Below are 12,946 nucleotides of genomic sequence, written 5' to 3'. Positions count from 1 at the left end.
GCGGGCCGTGGGGAGTCTGGCGGACTGTGAGCAATCTCGCGGGCCGTGGGGGCCTGGCGGGCTGTGAGTAGTCTCGCGGGCCGCGGGGGCCTGGCGGGCTGTGAGCAATCTCGCGGGCCGTGGGGGATTCCGGCAAGTTGTAACGGACCGAGAAGCTCTTATTTCCAAAAAAACACTGTTTTTCAAGAGCTTACGGACTCAGATGCAGCTATTTACTGATACTTGCTGGGGATATGCCTGGTAAAGAGGCAATAAGCGCGTTACGGTCCGTTAGACGAACTTTTTGTGCCAAATGGAGTAAATAAGCGCATTACGGTCCGTTAGAAGGGTAATTGCTCCAAATAGAGCAGATAAGGGCTGTGCGGTCCGTAGTAGTCGTAAAGCAGCAGATCCGGAGCCAAAAGCTATGCGGCGATGAAATGTACTGCGAAAAGGATGCATCAACGCTCAAATATTGGAAACCTAGCTTTAGAGAGTAGAATCAAAACTGCAATCTCTTATTCAACTATATATGTTATATAGAATAACATCAAATTCAATAAATCGTCATGTTAAACTGTTAAATTATTTAAAATCCAATATCATGTCATGTATTCACACATATTTTTCTGAAAAATCACTACTTTACGTAAATTTATGTTGACCACTTCAAATTTGATGTATTAATATGTAACATAAAATAAGACATCATGAGGGGGCCATACTATGAAAACATCCACATCTACCCGGCATAGACGTACGCCACGCTACGCGAAGACTCTTATGCACCTTTTGACAGGCGTAATGCTCGGCATCATATTATGTCTGAATCTCTATCCGCTGATGGCCTACGCTCAATCCGAGACGGATGTAACCGAACTAGGTGTCGTAAAACTGGCCGAGGCCCTGAAGACTGGCAAGATTACAAGTGTAGAGGCTGTCCAGGAATACCTGGATCGGATTAAGGCCTACGACAAAAAAATCGGCGATAAACCTGGTCTGGGTGCAATTATTACCCTTAACCAGAATGCGTTAAAAGAAGCCGCCGTGCTTGACAAGGAACGGGCAAACGGCCATATTCGCGGCCCGCTGCATGGCATCCCGGTACTGGTCAAGGACAACATCAATACGGCTGATATGCCCACCAGCCACGGCAATCAAGCACTCGCCACCTACCAGCCTAAATACGACGCTACCGCTGTCCAAAGACTAAAAGATGCCGGAGCAATCGTGTTAGGCAAGACAAATATGGCAGAATTCGCTATGTTTTGGGATACGGTAAGCTCCGTCAAAGGCAGAACGTATAATCCTTATGATCCTTCGAAAAATATTAACGGCTCCAGCGGCGGTACCGGTGCAGCAGTCGCAGCAAGTTTTGCTGCAATTGGCCTTGGAACCGAGTCCTGCGGTTCGATTACCGATGTTGCTTCCTTCAACAATCTAGTCGGATTCCGCCCCACAGTAGGGCTTGGTTCCATGGCTGGAGTTGATTACAATCCGCTAGGAGATGCCATTGGACCTCTGGCGTTGTCCGTTGAAGACGCAGCGATGCTACTTGATGTTCTTGCAGGCACAGACCCTAAAGATCCCTGGACCGCAAAAGCAAACAGCTACAAATCCACTTCATACCTGAACTCATTGAAAGGTTCTTCCCTAAAAGGGGCCCGCATCGGTTACGTCATTGCCCCATTTGGAGGTTATGATTATTCACCAGGCCCTGAGTCTAATAATATTTTAGCGACGGCGGAGAAGGAAATTTCAGTACTAGAGGCTCAAGGCGCCACAGTCATTAAAATCCCGCTTAACCGAAGCTGGTGGAATAAGTACGCCCCGCAGAATGCTTCCTACTGGGCAACAACCGGGCATGAAAGTTATTTCGCAAAGACAGAAGCAACCTGGCCAAAAGGTCTGGCTGGACGGACTGAACCGAAAAACGCGATTAATTTCGGCGACATCGTTGCAGGCAGCCCAAATATGGAGAAGACTACCAAAGAGTGGTTAATGGCGGACGACAAGAAGCCACTAGACAAGGCAGGATTCGCAGCAGCAGTCGCTGCCCGTCAAAAATTTGCTCAAGGGGTAACTGAGTTATTCTCCTCATATAAGCTTGATGCACTCGCATACCCGACAGTAGCTGCCCCACCTGCCAAAGTTCATAAGAATCCTGCCGAACTGCTCGATTCCGAGCAATTCGGCACACATTGCGGATGGGCTAATTTCACCGGCCGTCCTGTAGTGAGTGTACCCGCTGGCTTTGCAGACAAATTCCCTGTCGGAATCAGTTTGCTCGGGTCCAGGTTTGGCGATGCCAAACTATTGGGATATGCCTATAATCTGGAACAGGCATCCCCCCATCGCAAAACGCCTGAATTGACTCCGTCGCTCCTACACATCGCAGGAAGTACTGACACAACGACATCAGCTGCTTCGGCCAATCCTTCCGGAACCAAAGCTTCGCCCGGCTCTGGTGAAGCCTCAAGCGGAAACGCACTCTCCGCCAGCACTTCAAGCATGTCGCCTTCTGGCATTCCACTACCAATCGCCGCAGTCTTCATAGTAGCCATTGGCCTGATTGGACTCGTCGTCCGGCTACGCAAAAACTAACTTTCTCAAGCATATATTCTTAACTAAAAGAGGGGCAATCGATGATTGCCCCTCTTTCCTGTCTCATAAAATCTCTTCCCTTAGACGCAAAAGAAGCTCAAGCGCTAACTACGCTTGAGCTTCTTTTGAATACGATGGACTCTCAGGGACTCGAACCCTGGACCAATTGATTAAGAGTCAACTGCTCTACCAACTGAGCTAAGAGTCCATATGATGTTCTTGGTGGAGCCTAGGGGGATCGAACCCCTGACCTCATCGCTGCCAGCGATGCGCTCTCCCAGCTGAGCTAAGGCCCCAAAGGGCTTGTCTTCTTCAGGTGAACCGTTCCCTGCAAGCGACTTTTATATCATACAAAAGATCAGCTCTACTGTCAATACTTTTCTCGAAATATTTTGAAGAATGGATTGAACAGGCTGCTATGACTCTAGCAAGCTGTTCGATATGCAATAACATCAACTTTCACATCAAAAAAAGAAACCATGGCATTATACAAAATACCATGGTGTCATAATTCTTTTGACTACTATTAAGAACTGAGTTGCTATCTTTCAAAATATCATAACTCTCTTGCTTTAGAAGCACGTTATCGCTCAATGCTTTGCAATTGCTTTATCCTTATTTACAGTCTTCTTTTGCTTAAGAACAATGAAGGCAACCAATATACCTAGCAGTGTTACGATGGTCGTAACGATAAACGCAATATGAATGGAATGATTTAGCTCAGGCGTCGTCATCGTCTCCAATGTCACATTCGAGTTCATTCTCGAGGATATGATCGCCATAATAACAGCAAGGCCAATTGCGCCGCCAATTTGCTGACCAGTTGTAATAAGTGCAGAAGCCACGCCCTGCTCTTTAGGATCGATCCCTGTGCTGCCTGCGATGAACATCGTCGTGAATACAAGTGCTTGACCGATGCCGATAATCACAGTGCCCGGAATGACTCCCCATACAGAGCCCGTAGCAGATAACTGAGTGAGCATCAGGAAGCCGACACCTCCCGTTCCCATTCCCACAGCAATCGTGCCAGCGACTCCAACCTTCGTTAACAGGATATTAATCAGCCTGACTCCCAGAAACGCGCTAAGCGTAAGCGGCAAGAAAGATAAACCGGATTGAATAGCGGAATAGTGCAGAACATTCTGCGTATACAGCGTCAGGAAGTAATAGAGTGTACCGAACGATGCAGAAAACAGGAACGCGGTCAACGCGGCTCCAGTCAAATTGCGGTTGCGGAACAAACGGAAAGATAGCAATGGCGCTGCCGAACGTTGCTCGATGGCGACAAAAGCGATAAGTAAAACAACGCCGACCAGGACAAATGGCAACGTCCCAAGGCTAAACCAGCCTTCGACTGGGGATTGAATGAGATAGTACACGATTAGCAGCAATCCTGCTGTGACCGATAGCGTGCCGCCAACGTCGAAATGTTTTGCTTGGGACGAAATCTTGCTTTCTTTGAGCACGATCGGTGTCATGACAATAGCGAAAAGCGCAATTGGCACATTCACGAAGAAGGTGGCCTCCCATCCGATATAACTTGTTAAAACCCCACCAAGCAGCAGACCAAGAGATAAGCCCACTCCGCCCATTGAAGACCAAATCCCCATCGCTCGATTGCGCTCAGCACCTTCTTCGAAATTGGACATGATCAGTGATAATGTGGCCGGTGACAACAATGCTCCCCCAAGTCCTTGCAATCCTCTAGCAATGATTAATAGGAGTTGGGATTCCGAAAGGCCTCCGAGAAACGAACCTAAACCGAACAAGACCATGGCAATAATGAACATCAGACGTCTGCCCATTAAATCGGATAACCGTCCGCCAATTAACAAAAATCCTCCGAACGCAAGCGAATAGGCGCTAACCACCCACTGCAAATGATTGGCTGTGAAGCCCAGCTCCTCGCCAAGGGAAGGCATTGCGACAAAAATAATCGTGTAATCGAGCGCCATCATCAACTGCGAAATGGCCAGAATGAACAGCGCTAATCCTTTAAACCGACTTGCGTTCATAGAAGTATTCTCTCCTTTTTCAGACCAAATGGTCTATTTTTATTATATTTGACTGATCGATCTAGAATGATCAAAATAAATGAAGCAGGAAACTGCTTCACGTTATCTATTAAGCACAGACAGGGTAACCGCCGTGATTTCCTCCAACACTTTGGCATCATCGGATAATTTGGCAACTTGAGTCAACGCATATCGGGCATGATACAAATACTTCGCAAGCGCAAGCAGGTCCTGCTGGGTATTCAGCTCATTTTGATCCTTGGCCCGAATCAAGGCCTCATGAAACGCCTTCTCTAGCCGAATTCGGTCTTGCTCGAACAACGCCGCGATCTCCGGGTCATGAGGAACCTGGTCGATAGCGCTATATAGAATCAAGCATTCCTTGCGCCGATCCGCATCCTGTAGTGTCGCCACGATCTCACTGAAAATTTTCTCAATCGATTGCTTAACGGATCCCGTCTGCTCCAGATAGGAGACAACAGCCGACGATTTTTCGTTAAGATAATGCTTGACGGCTTTAACGAAGAGATCCCGCTTCGTGCCGTACGTATCATATAAACTCTGACGGGCAATGCCCAAGCCATCGAGCAGAATTTGCAGGGATGTTCCCTCGTAACCGTAATGTCCGAACACTTCCATCGCTTTGTGCAATACAAGATTTGTATCGAATTCCTTACTTCTTGCCACTTCAGCCCCTCCTTTCTGTCTCATAGTACCCTTACCGGATCGTTCAGTCAAGAAAAAAATAGCCCTAAAAATAATTACAGACTGATCGATCTAAAATAATCATTAAAACGACCTTCTTTGTTCCCAACTTTCCAAATCACCACGCGATAATTTCCTATCCCCCTCTCTCACTTCGTGACCATATCTTATCATTTCCAGACTATTTGGTCAAGAAAGAACAAAAACAGTCCATTCAAAAACAATTTTCCCTTAATCCCCCAAAGTATTTCAGTAATTATAAAGAAATAAACAAACAAAAAAACGGCATCTCTGCCGTTTCTTCTGTGATGGACTCTCAGGGACTCGAACCCTGGACCAATTGATTAAGAGTCAACTGCTCTACCAACTGAGCTAAGAGTCCATATAATGCTCTTGGTGGAGCCTAGGGGGATCGAACCCCTGACCTCATCGCTGCCAGCGATGCGCTCTCCCAGCTGAGCTAAGGCCCCGAAGGACTTGTCTTTTTTCAGGAAGATCATTTCCTTCAGTCGACTTTAATATCATATAAAAAATGAGCTCACCTGTCAACACTTTTTTGCAGGTTTTTTTCTGACACATTTATTTTAGTTGCAAATCCTCCTCAGTCTACACTCCCACTTTCATGATAAGCCGGAAGTTCAACGACCATCTCAAGGTAGCCTTTCTCAAGAGAAGCCGATACACTCCCCTTCATCCGCTCCACCAGAAGTTTAACAATAGCAAGACCTAACCCTGTCCCCTTGCTCCTGGCGTGATCCCCCGTATAGAATCGGTCGAACAGCCGCTTAACATCAAGAACAACACCATTGTTCACGGGATTACCGAATGAGAGAATGATCTTCTCTTCCTGATATTTCAAGCGAATTTGAATTTGGCCTGATGCATGCTCACAGCCATTACGAATCAGATTGTTCACGATTCTAGCGAGCATTTCCCTGTCAGCAAGGGCAAACCTTGGCGGAGTCTCCTCAAATTGAACGGACAGCCCTCTTTCCTCCAATAAGGGAACCGCTGCCGCTACACCCTCAGCAATCAGGTTACCCACATTCACTTTTTCCGCTCGGCATTCTGGTTCTGCATTCAACAGGTAGGTATATTCGAAAAAAAGCTCAATCAGCACACCTAAGGCCTCGGTATGCTTCCGGGCAATACGAAGCTTCTCCTGCTGGTCAGAAGGTAAATCACCATTCGCCAGCAGTTGCTGATAGCCCTTAACCGCGGTCAGTGGTGTTCGCAAATCATGGGAAATGTTCGCAATCAGCTCCTTAAAGTTCTTCTCTTCACGCATGGCCTGAAGGCGGAGGTTCTCCTCCGCCTTTAAGCATTGATTAATATGAATGGCTAAACGATTAAGCTCTTTGCTCAAAAGGTCCAGGCTTACCGGTTGCCGTGTATGCTCTGCCAGCCGCTTGCCTAATTGGCGATTAATGCTGCGTAGCTGCTGGTGAATAAAAACAATATACACACTCAGCAGCAGAATTAAAATTATCAAAGCTCCTAATGCCAATGCCATCGCCAACGACTTCACAGCCCTTCCTTACTTAATCTCAGATTTTCTAAATGCCGTAAAGGTGACGGCGAGCATGAATGCAATAAAAATTACGCTGATACCGATCGTTCGTGCCATATCACCTGCAGTTGTCTCCAGCGCCATAAGAGCATGCTTGTTCCCGTAAGGGGTAAGCGAAAAGATACGGCTGAGCACCGATGAACTCTCACTTCCTCCGGCCAGTTGTGCGCACAGAATAGAGAAACCATAATAGATAGCAACCACGAACACAGGTTTTTTCAGAAAAAAAGCAAGCGGCACACATAGGCTTAACTGTGCTATATAGACAATAATCAAAGTCAGCATAATAGCCGCCAGCTTCCCGATCTCTGCAATCTCCATTACGTTGCCGCTTTCAGCTGTCAGCACATGCAGAAAGCCTATTCCCACAGAACCTACGTCGAACTTATCCCCTGTACCAAGCCCCGCCGCCGTAACGATTGCATATGGCAGCAAAAGCAACATTAAGGCAACGGCGAGCGCAACAGCTTTGCTAATGATGATAGCGTATCTCCGGGAGCCGCTAGAAATTGCGTTGTGAATCGTTTTGTTCTCAAAATCGCCGCATATGATCATACCCGCGATCACCGCTCCGAGAATACAGGTCATGTTCATGTCCGAGAACATAAATTCGATGCCTGTCATGCGGGTGTCGATCTTACCAAGCGGAATGAGATAGGCCATAACCGCCGAGATCATCGCGCTTGCTGCTGATATAGCTATCAATACTTTGACCGCCTGTGATTTCATCAGCTTGAATAGATCAGCCCGGATCAGATTAAGCATCCCCTTCACCTCCTAAACAAGAGATGAAGTAGTTTTCTAGCGTTTCACCTTCAACATTAAACTTGGTAACAACAATGCCTTTATCATGAATAGCCCTGGCAACCCGCTCCAACTGGTCTAAACAATCATACAATTTAACCGTACGATCCGGCATAACCTTATAATTCAAGGTGCCAAGCTCCGTCTCCAGTACACTCGTCAACTTTTCCGGCTGGTCACAGCGAATTAGAATATGATGCTTGCAACGCTCATCAAGCTGTTCCTGAGTAAGTGTCTGCTTAATCTCTCCCTTGTGAATAATGATATAGTTGGTCGCGGTCTGATACAGCTCAGGCAGGTTATGACTGGAGATGAGAATAGCCATCTGGCGCTCTTCGCAGAGCTGCCTTAGCAAATTACGAATTTCGATGACGCCAAGCGGGTCGAGTCCGTTAATCGGCTCATCCAGAATAAGCACTTCCGGGCTGCCTAAGAGGGCGATAGCAATGCCAAGCCGCTGCTTCATCCCAAGCGAGAAGTCTCTCGCTTTCTTCCTGACCGTATCTGCCAGACCAACCAGCTCCAGCAATTCATCTTCAATCTCCTCGTTAGGGACACCTCGCATCATCCGATGCAGCTTCAGGTTCTGCTTCGCCGTCATATACGGAACAAATCCCGGGTGCTCAATCATGCAGCCAAGCCGCTTCCGTTCCTCTTGAAGAGGGTACTTTCCGCTATGGCCGAATAGCTCGATGCTGCCTTCTGTAGGGAAGGCTAGACCAGCCAATAGACGCATCAGCGTCGTTTTTCCGGCGCCGTTTTGTCCGATCAAACCGTAGATATGGCCCCCTTTTAAGCGGATAGAAACTTGGCGTAGCGCCGTATAATCACCGTAGTTTTTACTCAGATGATGGGTTTGCACAACGTATGAGTTCATTTTATTCACCTGCCCTTTCTGCCCTCAGTATAACGATCGCAAGTTTAGAAAAGGTTAAGGCTGACATTGAAAAAGTAAAGAAACCGATAAGTTATCCCTGATGTAGCCTATAGCCCAGTCCCCAAACCGTTTCTATGTACTCCTCTTCCGGGCTCATTTTTTTCAGTTTGCTTCTCAGATTGCTGATATGCGTCTTCACCGCATTGTCATCCCCGAGGTATTCGTCCTGCCAGACCGATTCGTACAAATTCGCCTTGGTGAATACCTTACCCGTGTGCTTGAGCAGCATCTCCAGTATCATATACTCTTTGGCAGTTAGCTCAATCTCCGCACCTCCCGCCGTCACGCGTTTAGCATTCTCATCCAACAGCAGATCTTTGTGACGCAGTACCCTGCTTCCCGGTTGATCCCGCCTTGAACGGCGTAAATTGGACTCCACCCGTGCCGCCACTTCTCCTAAGTCAAACGGCTTCGTTATATAATCGTCCGCGCCCAGCTTCAGAAGATCGATTTTCGTACCTACCAGATCCTTCGCAGAAATAATAATGACAGGGGCATCGGAAAACTGGCGCATATCCTTCAGAATTTCATCCCCGCTTTTATAAGGAAGCATAATATCAAGCAGAACCAAATCATACAATCCGCTGTGAATCTCCTGCAATCCATCCGCCCCTGTATAAGCAGACTTAACGCAGTATCCCGCAGAAGCCAGCGACTCCGCCAGCATGTGGTTAACATCTTCCTGATCTTCAATAATGAGGATTGTATTCATTAGGGACCTCTCGTTTCTATTTAAATTGAACTTTAGGTTCGAATATCAGGTTCGGCGCTGAAACTTCTTATATAGTCCCTGATTACGCATTAATTCGGCATGTGTTCCTTCTTCTGCAATCCTGCCTTCATTCATGACAATGATCCGATCGGCTAGCGAAACTAGACTTAGACGATGAGTGATGATAATAACTGATTTGTGTTCCAAGTACGTTTTTAGAGAGGCCACTACTTGTTGTTCTGTAGCAGGATCCAAGGCAGATGTCGGCTCATCCATGATGAACAAATCACAATCTTTATGTATAAAAGCTCTGGCCAAGGCAAGACGTTGTCTTTGTCCACCTGAAAAGTTACTGCCTTGCTCACTGATAACCGTATTATAGTTATCGGATAATTGTTCTACGAATTCTTCAAGCTCTGCGTTTCTTGCCGCGATGTGAATATCATGATCAGTTGCTTGATCATAGGCTAACTTGATATTATCTTGCACCGTTCCAGAGAATAGATATGGCGATTGATTCACATAAACCGATTGACCATGGACCGATACCTTTCCTTGCGTTGGTTCATATAGACCACAACATAATTTTGCAAAAGTGGATTTGCCCGAACCGCTCGGCCCAATGACGACTACCGTCTCTCCGCTTTTCAAGTCAAAGTTAATATGATTCAGAATAGCTCTATCACTGGATTCAGGTTGAAAAGACACATCGTGAAGAGATAAGACTTCTCTTTTATAAGATATCTCCGTCTCTAGCTTCTCATTACTGTTAGAACTTTTTATTGGCGTATTATTAGTCGTTCCCACAAAATCATATATTCGCTGAAACGCTCCAATCCCCTCTTGCACACGGCTATACTGATCTGACATGCCAATGACCGGCCAGACTACAAGCTCGAACAGGACACTAAACGTAATAATCGTTCCAGGAGTCAGTGCATTTCTCGAAGAGGCAATCGCGATGAATACTAATGCCACAATGTAAATGAGATTGAATCCGCTCTCCGTAAAGGTTCTGCTCATGGTGTTCGTCATTGCAAGTCTGGTTTGCGCTTTGCTCAGATCCTTCCTTCCCTGCATGAATGGATTGAGGTATAACTCGCTTACATTAAACACTTTAGCAACGGTATATCCCTGGATATATTCTTGTGCTGTCTCTCTAAGCGCCCGTTCCTTCTCTTGAACATCGCTCGACTGGGTACGAATTCTTTTATCAAACATACGACCGATCCAGAATAGAATAGGTGCACTTATAGCTCCAATCAGCGCTAACACGACATCAATTCGGATCAGATAAACAAACGATAAAATAATGAGGACAAGCACAGTTATAAACTCAATAACGGCGTCTATAATTTGCGAACTATGCTCCACATCGTCCTTCACCCGGGTGACCAGATCTCCGGAATGATATTTTTTTAATTTCTGATAAGGCATATGGTTTATAACTTCAAACAATCTAAGCGTTATATCTCTATGTACATAACCCAGCAGCTTAACGATTAAATGCCGATGGAGTGCCAATAAGATAATCCCTGCAAGTAGCAAACAAATGACTAGTTTAATAACATAGAATAATCTCGCCAACGTACCATGGTCTGCGGTATCAATGAACAGGCCCTGGATTTTAGCTACTCCTAATTCAAATGCAATATCTACCCCAATCAAAAAAGGAAGGAAGATAAGAATCATCCAGTAGCGCTTTACATAGTGAAAAAGAAGGGACAACACTGCCCTGGTATTGATCTGCGAATTCAACGGATACCCTCCCTCTTCATATTTTCCTCTTGCAGTAAACCGAAATACTCCCCTTGATTCCTTATTAAATCTGCATGTGTCCCTACCTCTGTCACTCTTCCACCCTCCACAACAATAATCGTATCCGCATGCCGAATCGTGTCCAGCTTGTGTGCAACGACGATCGTCGTCCGATCTTTAGCAAGCGCTTGCAGGGACTCTCGAAACTTTCTTTCATTCTCAATATCCAACGCTGAAGCAGGCTCATCCAGCACAAGAATGTTGGGCTTTCGTAAATATACCCTGGCGAGAGACAGACGCTGAATTTCTCCTCCTGACAACTGGACACCACGTTCCCCAATAGCTGTGTCATACCCCTGTGGCAGAGCACTAATATAATTATGAATATGCGCTAACTTGGCAGCGTTCACCACTTCGTCCATAGGCACATTCTCTACTCCAAAGCAAATATTATCCTTAATGGAACCAGAGAATACAATGGCCTGTTGTGAAACATATCCAATGCGGGATCTCCACTCCGCCAGCGGGATATCATGTATAGAAACATCGTTGTACAAAATCTCTCCTTTTTCGGGAGTATAGAGTCTTAGCAATAACTTCAGGATCGTAGATTTACCCGAACCGCTGGGTCCTACGATCGCTGCCATCTGTCCGCTTTTTATCGAAAAACTTATGTTATGAATAGTCTTTCTATCGTTGTTATACGTATATTTCACATGTTTAAGCGTAAGATCATGCCGTCCCGGATGAAATACTAGATTCGAATTCTTATTTAGATCATCCTCTTCATTTGGCAAATCTAACAGACTGAGTACTCTCTGCGCTTGGGATATCGCTTGAATCATGTCTGTCCATAATCTTGATATCGATAAAAGCGGGTTCGTTAATTGTCCACTTGTTACAATAAAGGTAGCCAGTGCACCTACCATTAGTTCCCCCTTTAAGACCTGATAGCCCCCGAATCCAAGTGTAAAAATCATTCCGCCAAACGTTGCCACCCTATTCAAAGCGTCAAAGCTTCTTTCCAGAATAGAGATGCGTAGTGATCTTGCCAGCACTTGATGAAGTCTTCCTTTTAAAACACCTTGAAAGTGTTGCTGCAGCCTATAGGTTCGTACCTCTTCAGCGCCTTGAATCGCTTCTTGAAGTATGGAATCCCGATCCGCCACCTCTTTCCCACGCTTGTCATACTGAGCACGTAGAAATCGGGAGATCGGATATGTAATCGCAGGATAGGCCAGTGTAAAACCAACCAGTCCAAGTGTTAGAGGCAAGCTAAGCCAGCTAAAATACGCCATAGCCATCATAATCTGCAGCGCGTTTGTGATAAACGCCAACAGCTTGTCGTTCACTCCGGTTTGCGCATCCGTTACTCCGTTCAACAACCGCCCCACAATGTCGCTGCTATGATAGCTTTCGATATGCTCTACCTTTTTCAGATGAAGCTGGTTCAGAACGTGTTTTTGCATATTGGTTATTGAAGCATTTTTAATTTTTACTGTGACTTGAGTTTGCATGATATTGATGACCGTCTGCAGAACGATCGTTATCCCGGCAAGTGCAGTTCCATAATACACAAGATGAAGAGATTTGGACGTCGCTCCCGCCACAATATTTCGTATTGATTCCAGATAGCCCAGATTTACAAAGGTTCCGCAAAGGATAATTAATAATAATAAAATGTACCGAAACGCTTCCGGTTTTGAGAAACTTAGCAATCTAGCAAATGCTCTTTTTGTTGAATAAGTAATCTCTTGGTTCATGATTAGCTCCTATGTATTGGAATCTTTTATAATATTTCCAGCCCGCCCGCTAACCATGATACATGAACACCTCCCAAGGTAACAAATAGTATAACCGTT

At 45.9% G+C, this 12,946-nt stretch carries 9 protein-coding genes and 4 tRNA genes; 1 reads left to right on the top strand and 12 read right to left on the bottom strand.

The features are described from left to right. Nucleotides 1-705 precede the first annotated feature (705 nt). Nucleotides 706-2,583: an amidase gene (locus HPT30_RS26625; RefSeq protein ID WP_175374294.1), complete on the top strand. Its 1,878-nt coding sequence runs from the start codon at nt 706-708 to the stop codon at nt 2,581-2,583. A gap of 135 nt (nt 2,584-2,718) precedes the next feature. Here the strand turns inward: HPT30_RS26625 and HPT30_RS26620 are convergent. From HPT30_RS26620 to HPT30_RS26565, 12 genes are all read right to left on the bottom strand, one after another. Continuing rightward, nucleotides 2,719-2,791: transfer RNA gene (locus tag HPT30_RS26620), tRNA-Lys, on the bottom strand. A 12-nt stretch (nt 2,792-2,803) separates the two neighbouring features. Then, nucleotides 2,804-2,879 (bottom strand) — tRNA-Ala (locus HPT30_RS26615). 294 nt (nt 2,880-3,173) lie between these two features. Then, nucleotides 3,174-4,598 (bottom strand): MFS transporter, encoded by a 1,425-nt coding sequence (locus tag HPT30_RS26610; protein ID WP_175374293.1) that lies wholly within the window; start codon nt 4,596-4,598, stop codon nt 3,174-3,176. Nucleotides 4,599-4,700: 102 nt separating this feature from the next. Beyond that, nucleotides 4,701-5,285, bottom strand: a complete 585-nt coding sequence (locus HPT30_RS26605; protein ID WP_175374292.1) for a TetR/AcrR family transcriptional regulator — start codon at nt 5,283-5,285, stop codon at nt 4,701-4,703. Nucleotides 5,286-5,612: 327 nt separating this feature from the next. Continuing rightward, nucleotides 5,613-5,685: transfer RNA gene (locus HPT30_RS26600), tRNA-Lys, on the bottom strand. 12 nt (nt 5,686-5,697) lie between these two features. Beyond that, nucleotides 5,698-5,773: transfer RNA gene (locus tag HPT30_RS26595), tRNA-Ala, on the bottom strand. Nucleotides 5,774-5,904: 131 nt separating this feature from the next. Continuing rightward, nucleotides 5,905-6,795 (bottom strand): sensor histidine kinase, encoded by an 891-nt coding sequence (locus HPT30_RS26590; protein WP_246317462.1) that lies wholly within the window; start codon nt 6,793-6,795, stop codon nt 5,905-5,907. Between the two features lie 45 nt (nt 6,796-6,840). Next, nucleotides 6,841-7,638 (bottom strand): ABC transporter permease, encoded by a 798-nt coding sequence (locus HPT30_RS26585; protein ID WP_175374291.1) that lies wholly within the window; start codon nt 7,636-7,638, stop codon nt 6,841-6,843. After that, nucleotides 7,631-8,554 carry an ABC transporter ATP-binding protein gene (locus HPT30_RS26580; protein WP_175374290.1) on the bottom strand — a complete coding sequence of 308 codons (924 nt, stop codon included), beginning with the start codon at nt 8,552-8,554 and terminating at the stop codon, nt 7,631-7,633. Before HPT30_RS26580 ends, HPT30_RS26585 begins: the two co-directional genes overlap by 8 nt. A gap of 91 nt (nt 8,555-8,645) precedes the next feature. Further along, nucleotides 8,646-9,326 (bottom strand): response regulator transcription factor, encoded by a 681-nt coding sequence (locus HPT30_RS26575; protein ID WP_175374289.1) that lies wholly within the window; start codon nt 9,324-9,326, stop codon nt 8,646-8,648. Nucleotides 9,327-9,371: 45 nt separating this feature from the next. Further along, nucleotides 9,372-11,084, bottom strand: a complete 1,713-nt coding sequence (locus tag HPT30_RS26570) for an ABC transporter ATP-binding protein (protein WP_175374288.1) — start codon at nt 11,082-11,084, stop codon at nt 9,372-9,374. Continuing rightward, entirely contained in the window at nt 11,081-12,847 is a 1,767-nt protein-coding gene (locus HPT30_RS26565) for an ABC transporter ATP-binding protein (RefSeq protein WP_175374287.1), read from the bottom strand. Before HPT30_RS26565 ends, HPT30_RS26570 begins: the two co-directional genes overlap by 4 nt. Nucleotides 12,848-12,946: the final 99 nt, after the last annotated feature.

The organism is Paenibacillus agri (genome assembly GCF_013359945.1).
Classification (GTDB): domain Bacteria; phylum Bacillota; class Bacilli; order Paenibacillales; family Paenibacillaceae; genus Paenibacillus_AQ; species Paenibacillus_AQ agri.
The sequence above is the reverse complement of the archived record's forward strand: the minus strand, read 5'-3'. Positions and strand labels throughout refer to the sequence as shown.

Bases quoted from the DNA above. Each gene is read 5' to 3' on its own strand.
- HPT30_RS26625 (WP_175374294.1), top strand. From the start codon at position 706: ATGAAAACATCCACATCTACCCGGCATAGACGTACGCCACGCTACGCG.
- HPT30_RS26610 (WP_175374293.1), bottom strand. From the start codon at position 4,598: ATGAACGCAAGTCGGTTTAAAGGATTAGCGCTGTTCATTCTGGCCATT.
- HPT30_RS26585 (WP_175374291.1), bottom strand. From the start codon at position 7,638: ATGCTTAATCTGATCCGGGCTGATCTATTCAAGCTGATGAAATCACAG.
- HPT30_RS26580 (WP_175374290.1), bottom strand. From the start codon at position 8,554: ATGAACTCATACGTTGTGCAAACCCATCATCTGAGTAAAAACTACGGT.
- HPT30_RS26575 (WP_175374289.1), bottom strand. From the start codon at position 9,326: ATGAATACAATCCTCATTATTGAAGATCAGGAAGATGTTAACCACATG.
- HPT30_RS26565 (WP_175374287.1), bottom strand. From the start codon at position 12,847: ATGAACCAAGAGATTACTTATTCAACAAAAAGAGCATTTGCTAGATTG.